Origin of the sequence: Formosa sp. A9 (genome assembly GCF_051200825.1) — a bacterium.
Lineage (GTDB): Bacteria > Bacteroidota > Bacteroidia > Flavobacteriales > Flavobacteriaceae > Formosa.
Genome location: NZ_CP195158.1, coordinates 926,927 through 948,049 on the forward strand (window position 1 = coordinate 926,927; position 21,123 = coordinate 948,049).

A 21,123-nucleotide genomic window follows, 5' to 3' on the forward strand; every position below is an offset into this window, starting at 1 on the left:
TTCGTAAGCCAAAATACAAATTACAATGTTACATGTGCAAATCTTAAAACTAAAATTGTAAATTTGATGCCTATGGAATTTTCTTCAAAATTACTGGAAAAAGCCGTGAGCGAAATGTCGCAATTACCAGGAATAGGTAAGCGCACAGCTTTACGGTTAGTACTGCATTTACTGCGTCAGCCAGAATCGCAAACCGTGCAATTAGCGCAAGCATTGCTTAATATGCGTACAGAAATAAAGTTTTGTAAGTCGTGTAATAATATTAGTGATAACGAATTATGCGAAATTTGCTCAAACCCGAGAAGACAAGACGATCTTATTTGTGTTGTAGAAGATATTCGGGATGTTATGGCCATAGAAAATACCAGTTCCTTTAAAGGTTTGTACCATGTTTTGGGAGGGAAAATTTCGCCTATGGATGGTATTGGTCCGCACGATTTAAATATTGTTTCCTTGGTTAATAAAGTGAAAGAAGGGAAAGTGAAAGAACTTATTTTTGCTTTAAGCTCTACTATGGAAGGCGATACGACCAACTTTTATATTTTTAAGCAGATACAAGATTATGGTGTGGTGGTGTCTACTATTGCACGAGGTATTTCTGTTGGCGACGAATTAGAATATGCCGATGAGGTAACTCTCGGGCGTAGTATTCTAAATCGAATTCCGTTTGAAGGCTCTTTAAAATCTTAATCTTAATTGAAGCTTTCTGTTATCATATTAAATTACAATGTGCGCTACTTTTTAGAGCTGTGTTTAAAAAGTGTGCAAGCAGCTGTAAAAGATTTAGATGCCGAAATTATAGTTGTAGATAATCAATCAACAGACGAAAGTTGCGATATGGTAAAGCAGCTTTTTCCAGATGTTGTTTTAATAGAAAACACCAATAATTACGGGTTTTCCAAAGGGAATAATATCGGGGTTTCCAAAGCCAAAGGCGAGTACATTTGTATTTTAAATCCAGATACGGTTGTTGCTGAAGACACTTTTATAAAGGTGTTACAATTTGCAGATTCTCAAAGCAATTTAGGCGCAGTAGGGTGTAAATTGATAGACGGAACAGGTAAATTCTTACCAGAGAGTAAGCGCAATGTGCCAACGCCAAATGTGGCGCTTCAAAAGTTAATGGGGCATTCTAAAAGCTACTACGCAAATCATATAGAGCCACAAGATGTTGCTCCTGTGCAAATACTTGTTGGGGCGTTTATGCTTATTAAAAAGGAGGTTTATAATCAAGTGGGAGGTTTCGACGACGATTATTTTATGTATGGAGAAGATGTCGATTTGTCGTATAAAATTCTAAAAGCCGGATTTCAAAATCAATATTTCGGAGCCACTACGGTTATTCATTTTAAAGGCGAAAGTACATTTAGGAATAAAACCTACGCGAAGCGGTTTAACGGGGCAATGAAAATTTTTTATAAAAAACATTTTAAACCCAATTTCGTTTTTAATGTGGGGCTTAGTTTAGGGGTTAAGGTGCTAACGATGTTAAACATGCAGCCCGAAATTAAAACGCCAGAAATTACATCGCGTGTTTTGGTGTCTCATCGCAATATTCCCGGTTTAGAGCAACATAAAAACCTGCCATGCTCTCGGGTAGATTTGTTAACTGCCGTTAAACCAAACCAGCTTGTGTTTTTAGATAATACACATTTAAGTTTTAAAACTATAATTGCTTATTTAGAAAAATATCAATTTAATAATGCGGTAGCCTTCAGAATTATTCCTTATAATGCTAACTTTGCAGTCGGGAGCGATCACGCGGCCGCACGAGGAGAAATAATTAAATTTAGTACGTAATCTATTGGTTTTTTTGATGTTGTCTAGAGGTAATATTAATTGAATATAATTAGGTGATATATAAATTTTATTGTTAATTTCGCAAACAACAACTAAAATAAAGCTTTACAATAAGAATATGGCAAAAATAGAACTGAAATTACCAAAAATGGGAGAGAGTGTTGCAGAAGCGACTATTACATCTTGGCTTAAAGAAGTTGGCGATGTTATTGAAGCAGACGAGCCAGTCTTGGAAATCGCTACAGATAAAGTAGATAGCGAGGTGCCTAGCGATGTGGATGGTATTTTGGTTGAAAAATTGTTCAATGCAGATGATGTTGTTCAGGTAGGGCAAACTATTGCAATTATAGAAACCGAAGGCGGCGAAGTGGAAACGCCAGCTGACGATCTTTCTGAAAAAAGTGCCACAAGCGAAACAGATGAACATGTAGCCAAAGCTGAAGATATAGTTAGTCAAGCAAAAGAGGCTGTAACAAGTACTATAACATCTTCTGGCGATCGCTTTTATTCACCATTAGTAAAAAATATAGCTAAAGAAGAAGGCGTCACGCAAACCGAACTGGATTCAATTTCGGGTACGGGCAAAGATGGTCGAGTTACAAAACACGATATTTTAAAGTATTTAGATAGTCGTGGGCAACAAGCGACTTCGGAACCTACAGCAGTTAAAACAGAGTCGGCTAAACTGCAATCTGTTGAAAAGGCTTCTGCGGAAGCGCCAGTAGTAGCTTCAGGAGAAGACGAAATTATAGAAATGAGCAGAATGGGTAAATTAATTGCTCATCACATGGTAGAGTCTACGCAAACATCGGCTCATGTTCAAAGTTTTATTGAAGCAGATGTAACAGCTATTTGGAATTGGAGAAAGAAAGTTAAAGATGCGTTTTATAAACGAGAAGGCGAAAACTTAACGTTTACACCTATTTTTATGGAGGCTGTAGCTAAAGCACTTCGCGATTTTCCGTTAATGAATATCTCTGTGCAAGGCGATACTATAATTAAAAAGAAGAATATAAATTTGGGTATGGCAGCGGCTTTGCCAGATGGCAATTTAATTGTGCCAGTTATTAAAAATGCCGATCAGTTAAATTTGGTGGGCATGACCAAGAAAGTTAACGATTTGGCCAATAGAGCAAGACAAAACCAATTGAAACCCGACGATATTCAAGGAGGAACCTATACTGTAACTAATGTAGGAACTTTTGGAAGTATTATGGGAACACCTATCATTAACCAGCCTCAAGTTGGTATTTTGGCTTTAGGTGCCATTCGTAAAGTGCCAGCGGTTATAGAAACGCCAGAAGGCGATTTTATAGGCATCCGTTACCGTATGTTCTTGTCGCATTCTTACGATCACCGCGTAGTAAACGGAGCCCTTGGCGGGCAGTTTGTTAAAGCCGTAAAAGATTACTTAGAGGCTTGGGATAGTAACAGAGAAATTTAAAATGACAACCTAATAATAGAAATACCCAACCGATTTGAGTTGGGTTTTTTTGTTTTAGCCCAAATACATTTAGTAAATTAGCATCCTTAATAAATTTTAATTTAATGAATCTTAATTTAAAAAAGCCGATTTGTTTTTTCGATCTAGAAACCACAGGTGTTAATATTTCAAAAGACCGTATTGTAGAAATCGCAATATTAAAAGTGTATCCCGACGGAAAAGAAGAAGCTACAACATGGCTTGTAAATCCAGAAATGAAAATCCCGAAAGAGGTTTCCGATATTCACGGTATTACCGATGCCGATGTTGCCAATGCTCCGACTTTTAAAGCCCTGGCTAAAGACATTTATAATATAATTAAAGATTCAGATTTAGCAGGTTTCAATTCTAATCGTTTCGATATCCCTCTTCTTGCAGAAGAAATGCTTAGAGCAGATGTAGATTTCGATATGAAAAGCACTTTGGCTATAGATGTACAAACCATATTTCATAAAATGGAGCAGCGTACGCTTAGTGCCGCTTACAAATTCTATTGTAATAAAGATTTAGAAAATGCGCATAGCGCTGCAGCCGATACTTATGCAACTTACGAAGTGTTAAAAGCACAAGTCGATAAATACGAAGAGTTAGAAAACAACGCCAAGTTTTTATCGGAGTTTAGTAGTAGAAAGCAGTTTGCCGATTTTGCAGGCTTTATCATTTATAATAAAGCAGGCGAAGAGTGTTTTTCTTTTGGAAAGCATAAAAATAAAAAAGTAGTAGATGTGTTGAACGACGAGCCAGGGTATTTTGGATGGTTGCTTAACGCCGATTTTCCGCTGTACACTAAAAAAGTGCTCACGGCTATAAAACTTAGAAGCTTCAATAATAAGTTGAATTAATTTTAAAATAAAAGATGAAACTTATTTGTATTGGTAGAAATTATACCGAACACATTGCCGAACTAGAAAACGAAAAACCAGAAGACCCTGTTGTATTCTTAAAACCAGACACGGCTATTTTATTAAAAAAGCAACCATTTTTTATCCCAGATTTTTCTGAAGATGTACATTACGAGGTAGAGGTTTTGGTGAAAATTAATAAAGTTGGTAAGCATATAGACCGAAAATTTGCACATAAATATTACGATGAAATAGGTTTGGGTATCGATTTTACCGCTCGAGATTTACAGGCTAAATTAAAAGCTAAAGGCTTGCCTTGGGAAAAAGCAAAAGCATTTGACGGGGCAGCGGTAATTGGAAAATGGCTTAAAAAAGAAACAATTTCCGATCTCAACAATCTTAATTTTTCATTAAAAAAGAACGAAAATACTGTCCAAAACGGAAATACAAGTCACATGCTCTGGAAAATTGATGAGTTAATAGAATGTATTTCAAAATATTTTACTTTAAAGATAGGAGATGTTATCTTTACAGGTACACCAGCGGGAGTTGGAGCTGTAGCACCAAACGATGTGCTGCAAGGCTATATAGAAGATGAACAAATGTTTTCAATAACTGTTAAATAAATATGGAGCGACATTATAAGTTGTATAGGGTAAGGGAATTGGCAGATAACGACGAAGACTTTGTTAAGGCTTTGGCTATGACTTTTATAGAAGAAGTGCCAGAAGATTTAGATCTTTTAATTACAGCCGTAAACACTAAAGATTATAATACCTCTTACCAAATGGCCCACAAGTTAAAACCGACAGTAGATCTGTTTGAATTGGGGATTCTAGATGATATTATAGAAATTCAGGACTGGGGTAAATTCGAAAAAACAGATTTAGATATTACGCCGCAATTTAATAAAGTGGTAACAGCCATAGAACAAGCGGTTTCCGAAATAAAATCAGACTTTTCTCTTTAAAATGCAAGCAGAAATAATTACTATTGGCGACGAAATTTTAATCGGCCAAATTATAGATACAAACTCGGCTTATATTGCAAAAAGTCTTAATAAAATAGGAGTTTCTGTATATCAAATAACATCTGTTCAAGACGATAGAGTGCATATCTTAAAAGCTTTAAAGGAAGCGGAAAGTAATGCCGATATTATTATTATAACAGGTGGTTTAGGGCCAACTAAAGACGATATAACCAAACATACCATAGCGGAGTATTTTGACGATAGTTTAGAAGAAAACGAAATGGTGTTAGAGCATGTAGAAGGTATTTTTGCAAAGTATTCGTCGAACCCAATTTCTCAGTTGAATAGAAATCAGGCCTTGGTACCATCAAAAGCTTCTGTATTGCATAATAAATATGGTACAGCTCCAGGTATGTGGATAGAGCATAACAACAAAATATTTGTGTCTTTACCAGGCGTGCCTTTCGAAATGAAAGCTTTAATAGACGATGAGGTGATTCCTAACCTTCAACATAAATATAAGTACCCTTTTATTTTACATAAAACCTTTGTTACTTATGGTTTAGGCGAGAGTGCTTTGGCGGAACGCTTAGAGGTTTGGGAAGATGCATTACCTAAAGGTATAAAATTGGCATATCTTCCCAATTTAGGTAAGGTGAGGTTAAGGTTATCGGCTAAGGGGCAAGACGAAGAATCCGTAATGGCAGAGATGCTAAGACAGGAGCGGTTGTTATTGCCTCAAATACAGGATATTTTTGTAGGAATAGAAGGTGATGGAGATTCCTTAGAGGAGAATTTAGGGAAAATGTTAACGCATCTCGGGAAAACTCTTGCAACAGCCGAAAGTTGCACTGGGGGTAAAATAGCAGAACAGTTTACAGCTCATCCAGGGGCGTCAAGTTTTTATAAAGGTAGTGTGGTAAGTTATGCTACTCAAGCAAAAATTGAAGTCTTAAACATTTCGGAAACCTTAATTAATAAACATGGTGTGGTTAGTGCTGCTGTAGCAGAAGCCATGGCTAAGCAGGCAAAGTCCATTTTTAAAACCGATTATGCTATCGCAACAACTGGAAATGCTGGACCTACATTAACCGACGATAAAGAGGAGTTAGGGACGGTTTTTATTGCAATAGCTAGCGAAAACCACGCGATAGTCGAAAAATTTAATTTAGGAAACCATCGTGTTAAGGTTATAAACAAAGCCGTGAACAAGGCCTTGGAACTGCTTCAAAAAGAAATTTTAAAAAATACCTAACATTTAAATTGTTATATAGCAAAGAATTTGTATATTTGCACCTCGTTTTGAAATAACAACATTTAAAGTTTAGAAAGAATGTCAAGAGTTTGTGAACTTACAGGTAAGAAGGCAATGGTAGGAAACAACGTGTCTCACGCTATGAACAAAACTAAGCGCAAATTTGATGCGAATTTAGTTAAAAAGCGTTTTTACATTCCAGAAGAAGATAAGTGGGTAACTTTAAAAGTATCTACTTCAGCATTAAAGACTATTAACAAAATAGGAATTTCTGCTGCTATAAAAGAAGCTAAATCTAAAGGGTTTTTAAAATAAGCCACTTTTTAAAATTATAGAATAATGGCAAAGAAAGGTAACAGAGTTCAGGTAATATTAGAGTGTACAGAGCACAAAGAATCTGGAGTGGCAGGAACTTCTAGATATATTACAACAAAGAATAAAAAGAATACTCCAGATAGAATGGAAATTAAAAAATTCAATCCTATCTTAAAGAGAATGACTATTCATAAAGAAATAAAATAATTGAGTCATGGCAAAGAAATCAGTAGCATCATTACAAACGGGGTCTAAAAGATTAACAAAAGCTATTAAAATGGTTAAGTCTGATAAAACAGGTGCTTACACATTTGTAGAAGCTATCATGACTCCAGAGCAAGTAAACGACTTCTTGAGTAAAAAATAATATATTTTTACTAGAATTAAGATATTTAAGCTGCTTTCTTACAAGAAAGCAGCTTTTGTTTTATATTTACATCAAAATTAAGTCCGTAAGTTATTCTGGTTATTTAGTTAACAACGGTACTAAAAGTAAAAAGGATTTGTCTTACAGGCGGTAAGCAAATCGGTATTGTATAGCTTAATTTTAATATCAACAACCAATGAGCTTTTTTAAAAAAATATTTTCTTCAGAAAAAAAGGAAACATTAGATAAAGGTTTGGAAAAATCTAAATCTACTTTTTTTAATAAATTAAGTAAAGCCGTAGCGGGAAAATCTAAGGTAGACGATGATGTATTAGATGATCTGGAAGAAGTATTAGTGTCTAGCGATGTAGGTGTAAATACAACCTTAAAAATTATAGAGCGCATTGAAGAGCGTGTTGCACGCGATAAATATTTAGGTACAGACGAGCTTAATGGTATTTTACGAGAAGAAATAGCGGCACTTTTATCTGAAACCAATTCGGGAGAAGCAACCGATTATACCATTCCGGAAAACAAAAAGCCATACGTACTTATGGTGGTTGGTGTTAATGGCGTGGGTAAAACAACCACAATAGGAAAATTAGCCTACCAGTTTAAGAAAAAAGGACTTAATGTGGTGTTAGGTGCAGCCGATACGTTTAGAGCAGCAGCTATCGATCAGTTACAAGTTTGGGCAGATCGTGTAGATGTGCCTATCGTAAAACAAGCTATGGGCAGCGACCCTGCTTCTGTAGCTTTCGATGCCTTACAATCTGGTGTCGCGCAAAATGCCGATGTTATTATTATAGATACAGCAGGTCGTTTACATAATAAAATCAATTTAATGAACGAGCTTACCAAAGTAAAACGCGTGATGCAAAAAGTAATAGGCGATGCGCCGCACGATGTGCTGTTGGTGCTCGATGGTTCTACCGGACAAAATGCGTTTGAACAGGCTAAGCAGTTTACAGCAGCTACAGAGGTTACATCTTTAGCGGTAACTAAACTCGATGGTACTGCAAAAGGAGGTGTAGTTATTGGTATAAGCGATCAGTTTAAAATACCAGTAAAGTATATAGGCGTAGGCGAAGGGATAGACGATTTGCAAGTCTTTAATAAGTACGAATTTGTAGATTCCTTCTTTAAATAATAGAATAAATTTTTAAAATGCCTTGAGATTCAGTTTTCAAGGCATTTTTATTTTGGGGTAAACGCCATTACATTCCTAAATCATTCCGTATCTTTGCACACTGAATTTTTGATATGAGAACAAAATCACGTAAAAAAAATAAAATCAATGTAGTAACACTAGGTTGTAGTAAAAATGTTTACGATAGCGAAGTGTTAATGGGACAGCTGAAAGCCAGTGGGAAAGATGTTGCGCATGAAGAAGACGGTAATATTGTAGTGATTAATACCTGTGGCTTTATTAATAATGCCAAAGAAGAAAGTGTGAATACCATTCTGGAATTCATGCAAAAGAAAGAAGAAGGCGAGGTCGATAAAGTATTTGTTACAGGTTGTTTGTCTGAACGCTATAAACCAGATTTAGAAAAGGAAATTCCTAATGTCGATCAGTATTTCGGAACTACAGAATTACCAGGCTTACTTAAAGCACTTGGTGCCGATTATAAACACGAATTGATTGGCGAGCGTTTAACGACAACGCCTAAAAATTATGCTTATTTAAAAATTGCAGAAGGGTGCGATCGTCCGTGTAGTTTTTGTGCGATTCCGTTAATGCGCGGAAAACATAAATCTACACCTATTGAAGATTTAGTGCAGGAAGCCGAAAAATTAGCCGCAAACGGCGTTAAAGAGTTAATATTAATTGCACAAGATTTAACTTACTACGGTTTAGATTTATATAAAAAACGCAATCTGGCCGAATTACTTGAAGCTTTAGTAAAAGTTGAAGGTATTGAATGGATCCGTTTACACTATGCGTTTCCAACAGGATTTCCAATGGATGTTCTAGACGTTATGAACAGAGAATCTAAAGTATGTAACTATCTAGATATCCCATTGCAACATATATCCGATAAACTTTTAAAAAGTATGCGTCGTGGTACCACCCAGGAAAAGACAACTAAATTAATAGAAGATTTTAGAAAAACTGTTCCTGGAATGACTATTCGTACTACGCTTATTGTAGGGTATCCAGGCGAAACCGAAGAAGATTTCGAAATATTAAAAACATGGGTTAAAGCTATGCGATTTGAACGTCTTGGCTGCTTTACTTATTCGCACGAAGAAAATACACATGCTTATAGTTTAGAAGACGATGTGCCTGAAGACGTAAAACAGCAACGGGCTAACGAGATTATGGAAATCCAGTCGCAGATTTCATGGGAACTGAATCAGGAAAAAATAGGTCAGGAATTTAAAGTGGTTATCGATAGAAAGGAAGGGAATTATTTTGTAGGTCGAACAGAATGCGATTCGCCAGATGTAGATAACGAAGTGCTTATAGATGCAACGTCTACTTACCTTAAAACAGGAGAATTTACAACGGTTAAAATTACCGATGCAGCAGATTTCGATTTGTATGCCGAAGTTGTGAATTAAAAGGACCATTCGTAAAGAATCATATTAACATGAGCTTGGTCAGGTCGAAAGCAGTCGAGGCCTTCTTAATTAAGGGTACTCAAACAGCTTCTCGACTGCGGTCGAAGTGACATGGTATTATTTTAGTAAAATAATTAAAGGTGTTTTGAGAAATCAAAACACCTTTTTTTGTAAGGATAAGTGTGAATAGGAGTCTTAACTAAATTTTTAGAATTGAAAAATCTAATAACTGTATATTTACATAAAATTTAAAATTTAATATGCCGACTGACTGTATTCCGTTTAGAGACACCAACTATTTTTCAACTTTAATATGCGATTATTTAGATGAAAATCCTGCTTTACAACCGTTTTATAATCGTTTTCCTAAACTCGAAAATTTTAAAGCTCAAATACAGGAAAAGTCAGGTAAGGTAGGTGCATCTCAGCAACAACGGCGGCAATTAGTTTCGGTTTTAGAAGAACAATATGCTACTTTAAAAACCTCTGAAGCCACGCGCTTAAACATATCGCTTTTAAAAGAATCCAACACCTTTACAATTACAACAGGACATCAGTTAAACCTGTTTACAGGACCGTTGTATTTTCTGTATAAAATCATTTCTACTATCAATTTAACGAACACTTTAAAAGCTAAATATCCCGACTATCATTTTGTGCCCGTGTATTGGATGGCAACAGAAGATCATGATTTCGACGAGATTAATTATTTTAATTTTAAAGGCAAAAAAATACAGTGGAACAGGGAAGATGGTGGCGCAGTAGGAGAGTTGTCTACCGAAGGGCTTTCGGCTGTTTTTAATTTGTTTGAACAAGAATTAGGTTTAGGTAAACATGCAGATCAATTAAAGCAGTTGTTCTCTCAAGCATATTTAAATCACGATAATTTAACCGATGCTACGCGATTTTTGGCCAATGCCTTATTTTCCGATTTAGGCTTGGTAATTCTAGATGCTAATCATCGTGAATTAAAACGCGAATTTATTCCTTACATTAAACAGGATATTCTGCAACAAACCTCTAGTCTAGAGGTGTCCAAAACCAATGATGCGTTATCGGCTATTTCGGGTGCAGACTATAATATTCAGGTTAATCCGAGAGCAATTAACTTATTTTATTTAACAGCGGGTACCCGTGAGCGTATAGTTTTCGAAGAAGATAGTTATAAAGTTCTTAATGCTTCAAAGACCTTTACTGAGGCCGAAATTTTAGAAGAAATCGATAATTTTCCAGAACGATTTTCGCCTAATGTCATCATGCGTCCGCTATATCAGGAAGTGATTTTGCCTAATTTGTGTTACATAGGCGGTGGAGGCGAATTGGCGTATTGGTTACAATTAAAACGTTTTTTTGAAGCTGTAGAAGTGCCGTTTCCAATGCTGTTGCTAAGAAATTCTGTATTGGTAAAAACGCAGCAGCAAGCAAAAAAGTTAACGAAACTAGATATTAGTAACCACGATTTGTTTTTAAAACGCGATGCTTTTATTAACAAAAAAGTGAGAAAGATTTCGAATATCGATATCGATTTTTCAAGGCAAAAGCAACAGCTTCAAGAGCAGTTCGAGTTTTTGTACGATTTGGCAGAGCAAACAGATCGTTCGTTTGTTGGTGCCGTAAAAGCACAGGAGCGTAAGCAAATCAAAGGGTTAGAGCATTTAGAAAAACGTTTGCTAAAGGCGCAGAAAAAGAAATTAGCAGATCAGGTGTCTAGAATGACGGCGTTACAAAACGAGTTGTTTCCTAACGACAGTTTACAGGAACGCGCTGTTAATTTCTCTGAATTATATCTTGAGTTTGGAGACCAATTAATTGAACAGTTAGTGTTAAATTTGCAGCCTTTAAAACAAGAATTTTTAATACTAAATCTGTAACATAAATGCATAAAGTAGATTTTGATTTGGTAGAAATGACTATGGATGTTATGAAATATGCCATAGAACGCATTTCTTCATCAGAACGTAAAATTGGCAAGCCCAAAAAAGCCGAAGAATTAAAAGCTTTAGTTGGCGAAACGATAACAGCAAAGGGTATAGGTGGCGAGAATGCTTTTAATCTTTGGAAAAAACATTTAATGAAAGCCAATGTACCTGTAGATCACCCAAGAAATTTAGCCTTTGTGCCAGCGTCTCCAACTCGAGCCGCTGTAATGTTCGATTTGGTAACATCGGCATCTAGCATTCACGGCGCATACTGGATGGAAGGCGCCGGAGGTATTTTTTGCGAAAATGAAGCTATGAAATGGATTGTTTCGCTTACCGGTTTACCTGAAGGCGCTTTTGGAGTGTTTACCAGTGGCGGAACAGCGGCAAACTTATCGGCGATAGTTACGGCCAGAGAATATTGGAGAAGCCTTAAAGCCGAACATAAAAACGAACGCGGTTTAATAATTACCTCTATCGGTGCGCATTCATCCATTAAGGCGATGGCAAAAGTGGCCGATTTAGATGTGCTTTTGGTAGATACCGAAGACCGTCTAGAAGGACCAGCCCTGCAAGAAACTATAGATAATTTATCGGCAGATCAACGCGAGCGCTTGTTTGCTGTAGTAGCTACAGGTGGTACAACTAACGCTGGAATTATAGACGATTTAGATGCAATTGGAACAATTTGCGAAACAGAACATTTATGGTTGCATGTAGATGCTGCTTACGGTGGCGGAGCTTTGGCATCAGATTCTGTAAGACATTTGTTTAAAGGAATTGAAAAAGCCGATAGTATTACTATAGATCCGCACAAATGGATGTTTTCGCCTTACGATTGTGGAGCAGTAATTTATAAGCGCCCAGAATTGGCTAAAAATGCCCATTCGCAACAGGGGTCTTACCTCGATATATTTAAAGATGAAGGTGCTCACGGATTTAATCCAACCGATTATCAAATACAATTAACACGTCGCGTTAGAGGTTTGCCTTTATGGTTTTCTTTAGCAATGCACGGTACAGATAGATATAAAGAGGCTATAGAGCGTGGATTGGAATTAGCACAAATAGCTGGCCGATTAATAGAAGCGCACCCTAATGTCGAGTTGGTAAGAGAGCCAAGTTTGTCTTGTGTGTTGTTTAGACGTATAGGATGGCAACCCGAAGATTATACACATTGGACTTACGAGAACCATAAAAAAGGATTTGCTTTAGTAACGCCTACAAAATGGAAAACAGGAGATACTTTCGAAACGGTATCTCGTTTTTGTTTTATCAACCCAGATACAACAGAAGAAGATATTGCACTTATTTTAAAAACAATGGAATAAAGTTGAATTCAAACTTTACAAATAAAAGTATAAATAGTAATTTTGCGCATGCAACATAATAACGTATTAATTTTAGACTTCGGTTCGCAATACACTCAGCTTATAGCACGTCGAGTTCGAGAACTCAACATTTATTGCGAAATTCATCCTTTTAACAAAATTCCTTCAAATATCGAGCAGTACAAGGCGGTTATCCTTTCTGGTAGTCCATCGTCTGTGCGTTCAGAGCAAGCTCCGCATCCAGATTTATCGCAAATTCGTGGTAAAAAACCATTGTTGGCAGTATGCTACGGTGCGCAATACTTAGCGCATTTTTCTGGAGGTGAAGTAGCACCATCTAATACGCGTGAGTACGGAAGAGCAAACTTGTCGTTTATAAAAGATAGTGAACCTTTTTTCGATAAGATTTCTGAAGGTAGCCAAGTTTGGATGAGCCATAGCGATACCATTAAGCATTTACCAACAAATGCCGTGCTTATTGCCAGTACCCACGATGTTGAAAATGCAGCGTATAGAATTGAAGGCGAAGAAACCTATGCTATTCAATTTCACCCAGAAGTGTATCACTCTACAGATGGAAAGCAATTACTAGAGAATTTCTTGGTGCATATTGCAGATGTTAATCAAGATTGGACACCGCAATCGTTTGTCGAGGAAACTGTAGAAGAGCTTCAAGCAAAATTAGGAAACGACAAGGTGGTTTTAGGTTTGTCTGGAGGTGTAGATTCTTCTGTAGCAGCCATGCTTTTACACAAAGCAATTGGCAAAAACCTGTATTGTATTTTTGTAAATAACGGTTTGTTACGTAAAAATGAATTCGAAGATGTTCTAGAACAATACAAGGGCATGGGGCTTAATGTTAAAGGGGTAGATGCTTCGGCACGATTTTTAGACGCCCTTGCTGGTTTAAGCGATCCAGAAGCTAAACGTAAAGCCATTGGTCGTGTGTTTATTGAAGTTTTCGACGACGAGGCACACCAAATACAAGATGTTAAATGGCTAGCCCAAGGTACTATATATCCAGATGTTATAGAAAGTGTTTCTGCTACTGGAGGTCCAAGTGCTACAATTAAGAGCCATCATAACGTAGGCGGTTTACCAGATTTTATGAAGCTTAAAATAGTAGAGCCTTTAAAGGCTTTATTTAAAGACGAAGTAAGACGCGTTGGTGCATCTATGGATATGGATCAGGCGCTTTTAGGTCGTCACCCTTTCCCTGGCCCAGGATTGGCTATTCGTATTTTAGGTGATATTACTGCAGAAAAAGTAAGAATATTACAGGAAGTTGATGCTGTTTTTATTAACGGATTAAAATCTTGGGGACTTTACGATAAAGTATGGCAAGCCGGAGCTATTTTATTACCTGTAAACAGCGTAGGGGTAATGGGAGACGAACGTACTTATGAAAAATGTGTCGCTTTAAGAGCTGTAGAAAGTACCGATGGTATGACAGCCGACTGGGTAAACTTACCTTACGAGTTTTTACAAAAAACATCTAACGATATAATAAATAAGGTAAAAGGCGTTAATAGAGTAGTGTACGATATTAGTTCTAAGCCACCAGCCACAATAGAGTGGGAATAAACGTATATTACATCAATTATTTTTCGAATTAAACCATATTGAATGAAAAAGTTTTTAGTTGTTTTTGTATTGCTTGTTTTTATTGGGAACCACGTTTTTGCTCAAAATTACAGTACCCATAAAGTAAAGCAGAATGAAAAAATAGAGGATATAGCCAAACAATACCTGGTGTCTGTTTACGACATTTATGCGCTGAATCCGGATGCTAAAAACGGTTTAAAACCCAATATGGTTTTAATTATTCCAAAAACACAAGTTCAAGCCGAAATAACTACAGTTAAACAGCTTACAGGTTACAAACAACATCGGGTTAAACGTAAAGAAACGTTGTACAGCATTTCTAAAATGTACAATGTTACTACAGACGAGCTGAAAAAGGAAAATACATTTTTGTATTCAGAACCTTTAAGAAAAGGCACAAAAATTAGAATTCCTGTATATAAAACCAAGCAGGTTTTAGAAGAAGTTAATCAGCCTTTAGAAGTTGCCAAAGATTATGTGGTTTTGCCTAAAGAAGGTAAGTGGCGAGTAGCATATAAATTTGGAATTACCATTGAAGAACTTGAAGCCCTAAACCCAGAAATGAGCGAGGTACTTAAAGTAGGAGATACTATAAAAGTGCCAAATATAGACCGTGTTTCGGAAAAAGTTGTAGAAGATAAGTACGATTATTACGAAGTACAACCTAAAGAAGGGTTTTACAGGTTAAAAGTTAAATTAGGGGTAACGCAAGACGAATTAGAAACATTAAACCCCGAGTTAAAAGAAAGCGGTTTAAAAGTTGGAATGGTTTTAAAAGTACCAAAAAAGGTAGACGATGATGTTATTGGAATGATTTCAGACCAAACTCTAGTAGCTTCCGATTTAACTAAACGTCCGTTTGCGCCAGATCAAAAGCACATTGCTGTAATGTTGCCTTTTCGACTAAAAGGGGTAAATTTCGATTCTATTTCAGGAACCATGCGCCATATTCAAAAGGATAACTATTTAAATTTTTCCTTAGAATTTCATTCAGGAGTACTTATCGCTTTAGATTCGCTTAAAAAACTTGGTGTTCATGTAAAAGTAGATGTTTACGATACCGAAAATAAAACCAGTACTATAAGCGATGTATTAAGAAATCATAATTTCGAAGAATTAGATGCCATTATTGGTCCGTTAACACAAAGCGATGTCGAATTTACTGCCCAGCAATTAGGTCAGTATAACATTCCTGTAGTGTCGCCAATAACCAAGCATGTAAACATTACCAATAATACCTTTCAGTCTAGGCCTTCAGAAGCTTTACTGCAATCTAAAGTCATCAATTACTTTAAGCAACGCGATAGTTTAACCAATACAATTTTAGTCTTCGATTCAAAATCTATGGCTAGTAGTACTAAGTTAACATCGGCATTTCCTTTGGCAGCAAAAGTGCAGTCTAGAAAAGACAAAAAGGGGAACGATTCGCATTATATTTTAGTAGACGATATTGCTAAATTATTAAAGCCTGGTAAAAATGTGGTGTTCTTAGAGACGGAAAGCGAAGTATTCGTGTCTAACATAACCAGTATTTTAAATTCTTTAAATACTGAGGAAACTCAAATTATTTTAGCAACCAGTAATATGAATGCTGCTTTTGAAGGGAACGAGGTTTCTAATCACCATTTATCAAATTTACATTTCCATTACGCATCCGTTTCAAAAAGTTTCGATCAGGATGTGGAAAACGGATTTATAAAACGTTACGAAAAGGAATACGGAATAACGCCAAATAAAATTGCAGTTAGAGGATTTGATGTTACCATGGATGTTGTACTGCGTTTGGTAACTTCTACAGACTTATACGCTTCTGCCAACGATGCACCTTTAACAGAATATGTTGAAAATAAATTCGCTTATAAAAAGAAAGATTTAGGCGGTTTTTATAACGATACGGTGTATTTATTGCAGTATGAAGAATTAAAAATTGTTGAAGTAAAAGAATAAAAAAATGACTTCTAAGGTACTTTATTTAGGAAACTTACGTACAGAAAATACGCATATAAAATCGGGAAATACCTTTATTACCGATGCTCCAGTTGATAATAATGGGAAAGGTGAGGCCTTTTCGCCAACAGATACCGTAGCTACAGGCCTTGCCAATTGCATGATGACGGTTATGGGTATAAAGGCTAGAGATTTAAACGTAGATCTAACAGGAACCACAGCCGAAGTTACTAAAACAATGGCCACAGAGCCTCGTAGAATTTCTAAAATAGAAGTAACGTTCAATATTAGTGTCGAAACCACAGATAAAGAGCGTAAAATTTTAGAGCACACTGCTAGAACATGTCCAGTTCATTTTAGCTTGCATCCAGACATAGAACGTGTTGTTACTTTTAATTGGAAGTAGCATATATTTAAAATTGTTATGGAAGGTTTAAACGGTGACGTTTTAATTGCTTTGGCGCACACTAAAATGCCGTTCGGTAAGTACAAAGACCGTTATTTAATAGATTTACCCGAGTATTATATGGTGTGGTACCATAATAAAGGTTTTCCTAAAGGTAAGCTAGGAGAACAAATGCAAATGGTATACGAATTAAAATTAAATGGTTTGGAGCATCTTATTAGAAACATTCAGCAAAACTATCCAAAACCGAGAAAATAATAACATTAGATTAATTGTATAAATTATAAAACAAAAAGGGCTTGAAAATAAATTCAAGCCCTTTTTTAAACAACAATTAAATAAATGAAAAATATAAATTAGTGTGCCACTAATTTTATGGTTTTAGAGCCTTTAGCATCTTTAACTTTTATAAACCAAATGCCTTGAGCGATATTGAAATTAAGGTCTTTGTTGACTTTTAGTTGCTGAGATAATTGCCCTAATGTATTGTAAATTTGTATGTCTGTTGCAGAGCTTATGTTGGAAATATGAAGTTTGCCATTATAAGCCGCAATATGTACTTCGTTTGAAGATTCTGAGATGTCGGTAATACTTAAAGCTTCGTTTAAGTCTTTAATAGGATCCCAGTTATCGTTACCTTTTGTAAAATTAAAGGTAGTAATTTCTGTACCGTCTTTTAAAATAGGTTCGGTTAAAACGGTAGACCAGCTTACGCGATTGCCACTGTTGTCTACTCCAGAATTTTCTGTACTACCATATTCGTACATAAACTCCGATTGTCCACCTAAAGAATCTCTCCATCCATCTGGAACAATTAGCGATAAGTCTTCAGAGCCAGGATAATTAGAGGTTTCTATGGTGGTGTTGTAAAACACAACTTCGCTAGTAGTTGGTCTCCAAGGACGCCCGAAATAACCTGGTTTAGCACGGTAAGTTGATGCCGTTTCTGTACCAGGATCGGTTGATGTTACTGTACATCCGTACATTAAATATCCGCGTCCGCCATCTTGTTGCGCAGCAGTAATATAGGCTGCATCGCTACTAACATCGCTGGTATTCATTACTAAATCGGTTTGATAAAATACAGCAGTCATACCTCCAAAAATATAATCGACAGCTCCTAAAATTTCACCTTTGTAGGCTACAACTCTAGTATTGCTTCCGCCAAAGAAAGTATCTTGTCTACCAATAACTTTACAATTTACCAATAGTACTTTATCGGTATTGTTAGTTACTGCAATGGCAGCGGCACGTTCTACATAACTGCGGTCTTGTACATCGGTATTACCAACTGTTGTTGGTCTTACCCCTTTATTTTCTGAAGGAATTAACACTAGGATGTCTTCAGATTCTTTTTTAGAAATGTATTGGTTAAATGAATTTTCGAAAATGATATCGTTAGCTTCAAAACCATGCGCAGAAATAACTACTGTAGCATTCCAAAACGAGCCATTGGTAGTACCTGCTCCCGCGTTATTGTATGATAACGATCCGTTTTCTTTGTTAGTTTTTAAAACATCAGCATGCCATTTTTGGTCGTTGCCCATGCTGTAGTAGCTATATCCGTGTCCGTAGTACGATGTGATTCTAACGGCATTGGCATCGATATCTACTCCTTTATTGCTTACGGCTATGCTAGGGCTCGAAGAAGCGTTTTTAAAGGTAATGTTAGGCGTGTTTATAACTAGCATTTCTTCGTAATTCCCTGGATCTATCAGTACGGTAACGCGCTCGTTGTTTGGGCGTACCATTCTGGATATGGCTTCTAGCGCTTCGTTTATCGTTTGATAGTCCTTGTCTGTTCCTACAGTAATTTCAGTAGCAAAATCTACAAACGGCTGTACTTCAATATTAGTAATATACGATTTGCCAGCAGCGGTAATGGTTACTGTACCGTCATCATTTCCAGTGTAAATATATTCGGTGGTTTCAACAGTACTAGTACTACCACTGTTAGTTATTACCGGATCACCGTTTTCAATCGTGAAATTAGCTTCGTAATAATAACTTACAATGACTTTGGTGCTAGGGTTAACTGGAATTTTTATTGTACCGCCTTCGCTTATGTTTAAATGTCCTTTACCAATTTCGTTAGCTACCGATCCAGAGAATTGTAAGCCTTTGTAAAATTCGTAGCCATTAGCAATTACTTTATCATCGAATGTCCAATTGGTAACAGGAACAAAAGATAACTCTTTTGTAGCATCTTGTCCGTCTATTGTTAAATTAGACGTTAATGCCAATTCTAAAGGATATTCGTCTAAGCCAGAATATGTAATGCTATAAGTGCCATCGCGTAACGTAATGTCGGAAATGTTGTTAAAGGTGTATACTGCGTTTTCTTCGTTAGTATTGGTAAAGGTTAACGCTAATTTGTCTAGTTGCTCGGTATTTAACTCTGGAGCTAAAATAGCTACCATGTATACAGGTTTAGCTACAAAAGTTAAATCTTGGGTGCTATTTTGTGCAGCCATGGTTACCGTATTATTTTCGATATCGAAATCATTTACGCCTTCTGCTGTAATGGTATATTGTACACTGGCTTCTAGTTTAACACTGTAAGTTTTTGCTTCGGTGTTAATGCTTACCATAGGGGTGTAAATTTTATTAGCTTCAGGATCCGGGGTGAATGTTAGACCTAATGCGTCTATATAATCATTGATACCTATTAAAGCTCCTGTTAATTCGTATAAATCTACTTGTATAATGGTAATGTTGTGCGTAGTATTATCGGAATTTACAGTTATGCTATCTCCGTTTGTAATTACATAGCCATTGGCATTGGCAAGGCTGATACCATAGGTAGAGTCTTTTGGGAGTTCTATACTATACATGCCATCGTTTACAGTTGCAGACCAAGTTTTACCTGCCTGATTAGTAAAAATGATGCTATAATCGTTAGGGATATTTTCTGCTTGAGACACATCTACCGTTCCTGAAAGTGTAATGTATTCTGCAGCCTCTCTGTATATTCTGTAATAACTAGGCTTACCAGAGCTGTCGTAAATTTTGTAAGATCCAGCTTGTTGTGCAACAAATTTCAATTCAGCAAAATCTTTGGTCATTTCAACTTCGTCTTTTTGATGTACATTTTCATCCATATTTTCGAAGGTGATAAGTCCGCCAGAATCGGTTTTGGCCGCCACGGTAACCATGTCGTCTGCGTTAAGTTGTAATTCTAAATAGCGGCCTGTGGCTCCAGATGAATTCACATAAATACGACCAGTATGTCCGTTAGAATCTGAAATATTATCGTCGTATCGGGTTAAAGCCGAGTTGGTAGATCGTAAACGGTCGTTACTTCCGCCAGTCCATGATAAATCGCCAGCCGTAAAGGTTGAAGGTAAAACAGGTCCAACACTACCAGCTTCTATACTACTGTCGTACCAGCTATTAATAATAGCAACTGATAATTGGTTGTTATAAAGCGTTTCATCTAATTGTTCTGCTCCAAAATCCCAAACATCGGTTTTGGTAAGTGTAACATCGTGAGGTTGCACTTCTAGAGCAGGTAGGTAAACATCGGTTCCTGGTTCTACTGCAACAAATTTTAATGTTGTTGGGCCACCAAGATAGGTGAATTCAAAAGTATCGGCTAAATCATTAGTTACTTTGGTGTTAATAGTGCCTAAATCACCTTGACTTACTGCAGTCCCTTCTAAGCTAAGCGACGAGTGGGCAGAGCCTATAAAACGTACTATACTGCTACCGTCTACAGCAATGCTAATGGTTCCTCCTGCTTTTAAATTTAAACCATATTTTTCGCTGTGGTTTTTATAGGTGCCACTTAAAGTTAGTTTGCCATCGTTACTTTGGCCAGCGGTAATAATAGTGCCGTCTGTAAAATCGTAAATAGAAGTTGTAGGGATAACTTCTAGCGATGGTAAATACAAATCGGTGCCGTCTCCGACTAAGGTGAAAATTAATGTGGTGGCTACTCCTTTGTAGTTGAAGTCGAAAGTATCTACCAAATCATTTTCAACTTTTGTAGATTGCGTTCCTAAATCTACACCAGTTTCAGATACACCGTGCATATCTAAAGAAGAATGTTTAGAGCCTAAAAAGCTTATGGTTGTGGTGCCGTTAACTTTAATTTTTATAACACCATCTTTTTTCATATTTAAACCATAATTCGAGTTATGGTCGGAATAATTACCTTCTAGGGTAATAACTTGGTCTGGGCTTTGTCCTGCAGGGATAATAATACCATCTGTAAAATCGTATGCAGTTGGTGTAGAGAGTTGTCCGAACATTAGTGCAGAGCACAACGATAGGAACAATCCTAAAAGTAGTTTGTTTTTACGCATTGGTTAGT

Annotated in this window: 19 protein-coding genes; 18 read left to right on the top strand and 1 reads right to left on the bottom strand. The window is 36.6% G+C overall.

Annotated features, from left to right (window positions below; translation table 11 throughout):
- Nucleotides 1-72 precede the first annotated feature (72 nt).
- The 18 genes from recR to ACR9EA_RS04175 all read left to right on the top strand — a co-directional run bounded on the left by recR (nt 73) and on the right by ACR9EA_RS04175 (nt 17,066).
- Entirely contained in the window at nt 73-690 is a 618-nt protein-coding gene (recR, locus tag ACR9EA_RS04090) for a recombination mediator RecR (protein ID WP_435137907.1), read from the top strand.
- Nucleotides 691-696: 6 nt separating this feature from the next.
- Nucleotides 697-1,800 carry a glycosyltransferase family 2 protein gene (locus tag ACR9EA_RS04095; RefSeq protein WP_435137910.1) on the top strand — a complete coding sequence of 368 codons (1,104 nt, stop codon included), beginning with the start codon at nt 697-699 and terminating at the stop codon, nt 1,798-1,800.
- A 118-nt stretch (nt 1,801-1,918) separates the two neighbouring features.
- Entirely contained in the window at nt 1,919-3,244 is a 1,326-nt protein-coding gene (locus tag ACR9EA_RS04100) for a dihydrolipoamide acetyltransferase family protein (protein ID WP_435137913.1), read from the top strand.
- Between the two features lie 104 nt (nt 3,245-3,348).
- The gene (locus ACR9EA_RS04105) at nt 3,349-4,125 is read left to right on the top strand and encodes an exonuclease domain-containing protein (protein ID WP_435137916.1); all 777 of its coding nucleotides are present in this window, start codon (nt 3,349-3,351) and stop codon (nt 4,123-4,125) included.
- A 14-nt stretch (nt 4,126-4,139) separates the two neighbouring features.
- The gene (locus tag ACR9EA_RS04110; RefSeq protein ID WP_435137919.1) at nt 4,140-4,751 is read left to right on the top strand and encodes a fumarylacetoacetate hydrolase family protein; all 612 of its coding nucleotides are present in this window, start codon (nt 4,140-4,142) and stop codon (nt 4,749-4,751) included.
- A gap of 2 nt (nt 4,752-4,753) precedes the next feature.
- Nucleotides 4,754-5,095 carry an Hpt domain-containing protein gene (locus tag ACR9EA_RS04115; RefSeq protein WP_435137922.1) on the top strand — a complete coding sequence of 114 codons (342 nt, stop codon included), beginning with the start codon at nt 4,754-4,756 and terminating at the stop codon, nt 5,093-5,095.
- A gap of 1 nt (nt 5,096) precedes the next feature.
- Nucleotides 5,097-6,350, top strand: a complete 1,254-nt coding sequence (locus ACR9EA_RS04120) for a competence/damage-inducible protein A (protein ID WP_435137925.1) — start codon at nt 5,097-5,099, stop codon at nt 6,348-6,350.
- A gap of 78 nt (nt 6,351-6,428) precedes the next feature.
- A complete protein-coding gene (rpmB, locus tag ACR9EA_RS04125) occupies nt 6,429-6,665 on the top strand; it encodes a 50S ribosomal protein L28 (protein ID WP_435049442.1) in 237 nt (78 codons plus the stop codon).
- Nucleotides 6,666-6,689: 24 nt separating this feature from the next.
- Nucleotides 6,690-6,872 carry a 50S ribosomal protein L33 gene (gene rpmG, locus ACR9EA_RS04130; RefSeq protein ID WP_143380976.1) on the top strand — a complete coding sequence of 61 codons (183 nt, stop codon included), beginning with the start codon at nt 6,690-6,692 and terminating at the stop codon, nt 6,870-6,872.
- A gap of 7 nt (nt 6,873-6,879) precedes the next feature.
- Nucleotides 6,880-7,032 (top strand): DUF4295 domain-containing protein, encoded by a 153-nt coding sequence (locus tag ACR9EA_RS04135; protein ID WP_435137929.1) that lies wholly within the window; start codon nt 6,880-6,882, stop codon nt 7,030-7,032.
- Nucleotides 7,033-7,228: 196 nt separating this feature from the next.
- Complete coding sequence (ftsY, locus tag ACR9EA_RS04140; RefSeq protein ID WP_435137932.1) at nt 7,229-8,182, top strand: signal recognition particle-docking protein FtsY; 954 nt, start codon at nt 7,229-7,231, stop codon at nt 8,180-8,182.
- 113 nt (nt 8,183-8,295) lie between these two features.
- A complete protein-coding gene (gene rimO, locus ACR9EA_RS04145) occupies nt 8,296-9,600 on the top strand; it encodes a 30S ribosomal protein S12 methylthiotransferase RimO (RefSeq protein ID WP_435137935.1) in 1,305 nt (434 codons plus the stop codon).
- Between the two features lie 260 nt (nt 9,601-9,860).
- Nucleotides 9,861-11,471 carry a bacillithiol biosynthesis cysteine-adding enzyme BshC gene (bshC, locus tag ACR9EA_RS04150; protein WP_435137938.1) on the top strand — a complete coding sequence of 537 codons (1,611 nt, stop codon included), beginning with the start codon at nt 9,861-9,863 and terminating at the stop codon, nt 11,469-11,471.
- Between the two features lie 5 nt (nt 11,472-11,476).
- Nucleotides 11,477-12,850, top strand: a complete 1,374-nt coding sequence (locus tag ACR9EA_RS04155) for a pyridoxal phosphate-dependent decarboxylase family protein (RefSeq protein ID WP_435137941.1) — start codon at nt 11,477-11,479, stop codon at nt 12,848-12,850.
- A 48-nt stretch (nt 12,851-12,898) separates the two neighbouring features.
- Nucleotides 12,899-14,434, top strand: a complete 1,536-nt coding sequence (gene guaA / locus ACR9EA_RS04160; protein ID WP_435137944.1) for a glutamine-hydrolyzing GMP synthase — start codon at nt 12,899-12,901, stop codon at nt 14,432-14,434.
- A 42-nt stretch (nt 14,435-14,476) separates the two neighbouring features.
- A complete protein-coding gene (locus tag ACR9EA_RS04165) occupies nt 14,477-16,402 on the top strand; it encodes a LysM peptidoglycan-binding domain-containing protein (RefSeq protein WP_435137947.1) in 1,926 nt (641 codons plus the stop codon).
- Between the two features lie 4 nt (nt 16,403-16,406).
- Complete coding sequence (locus ACR9EA_RS04170) at nt 16,407-16,808, top strand: OsmC family protein (protein WP_435137950.1); 402 nt, start codon at nt 16,407-16,409, stop codon at nt 16,806-16,808.
- 18 nt (nt 16,809-16,826) lie between these two features.
- Entirely contained in the window at nt 16,827-17,066 is a 240-nt protein-coding gene (locus tag ACR9EA_RS04175) for a DUF3820 family protein (protein ID WP_435137953.1), read from the top strand.
- Nucleotides 17,067-17,164: 98 nt separating this feature from the next.
- Here ACR9EA_RS04175 and ACR9EA_RS04180 read toward each other — a convergent pair whose 3' ends face one another.
- Nucleotides 17,165-21,115: a pectinesterase family protein gene (locus tag ACR9EA_RS04180; protein WP_435137956.1), complete on the bottom strand. Its 3,951-nt coding sequence runs from the start codon at nt 21,113-21,115 to the stop codon at nt 17,165-17,167.
- Between the last annotated feature and the right edge of the window lie 8 nt (nt 21,116-21,123).

Bases quoted from the DNA above. Each gene is read 5' to 3' on its own strand.
- recR (WP_435137907.1), top strand. From the start codon at position 73: ATGGAATTTTCTTCAAAATTACTGGAAAAAGCCGTGAGCGAAATGTCG.
- ACR9EA_RS04100 (WP_435137913.1), top strand. From the start codon at position 1,919: ATGGCAAAAATAGAACTGAAATTACCAAAAATGGGAGAGAGTGTTGCA.
- ACR9EA_RS04105 (WP_435137916.1), top strand. From the start codon at position 3,349: ATGAATCTTAATTTAAAAAAGCCGATTTGTTTTTTCGATCTAGAAACC.
- ACR9EA_RS04110 (WP_435137919.1), top strand. From the start codon at position 4,140: ATGAAACTTATTTGTATTGGTAGAAATTATACCGAACACATTGCCGAA.
- ACR9EA_RS04115 (WP_435137922.1), top strand. From the start codon at position 4,754: ATGGAGCGACATTATAAGTTGTATAGGGTAAGGGAATTGGCAGATAAC.
- ACR9EA_RS04120 (WP_435137925.1), top strand. From the start codon at position 5,097: ATGCAAGCAGAAATAATTACTATTGGCGACGAAATTTTAATCGGCCAA.
- rpmB (WP_435049442.1), top strand. From the start codon at position 6,429: ATGTCAAGAGTTTGTGAACTTACAGGTAAGAAGGCAATGGTAGGAAAC.
- rpmG (WP_143380976.1), top strand. From the start codon at position 6,690: ATGGCAAAGAAAGGTAACAGAGTTCAGGTAATATTAGAGTGTACAGAG.
- ACR9EA_RS04135 (WP_435137929.1), top strand. From the start codon at position 6,880: ATGGCAAAGAAATCAGTAGCATCATTACAAACGGGGTCTAAAAGATTA.
- ftsY (WP_435137932.1), top strand. From the start codon at position 7,229: ATGAGCTTTTTTAAAAAAATATTTTCTTCAGAAAAAAAGGAAACATTA.
- rimO (WP_435137935.1), top strand. From the start codon at position 8,296: ATGAGAACAAAATCACGTAAAAAAAATAAAATCAATGTAGTAACACTA.
- bshC (WP_435137938.1), top strand. From the start codon at position 9,861: ATGCCGACTGACTGTATTCCGTTTAGAGACACCAACTATTTTTCAACT.
- ACR9EA_RS04155 (WP_435137941.1), top strand. From the start codon at position 11,477: ATGCATAAAGTAGATTTTGATTTGGTAGAAATGACTATGGATGTTATG.
- guaA (WP_435137944.1), top strand. From the start codon at position 12,899: ATGCAACATAATAACGTATTAATTTTAGACTTCGGTTCGCAATACACT.
- ACR9EA_RS04165 (WP_435137947.1), top strand. From the start codon at position 14,477: ATGAAAAAGTTTTTAGTTGTTTTTGTATTGCTTGTTTTTATTGGGAAC.
- ACR9EA_RS04170 (WP_435137950.1), top strand. From the start codon at position 16,407: ATGACTTCTAAGGTACTTTATTTAGGAAACTTACGTACAGAAAATACG.
- ACR9EA_RS04175 (WP_435137953.1), top strand. From the start codon at position 16,827: ATGGAAGGTTTAAACGGTGACGTTTTAATTGCTTTGGCGCACACTAAA.
- ACR9EA_RS04180 (WP_435137956.1), bottom strand. From the start codon at position 21,115: ATGCGTAAAAACAAACTACTTTTAGGATTGTTCCTATCGTTGTGCTCT.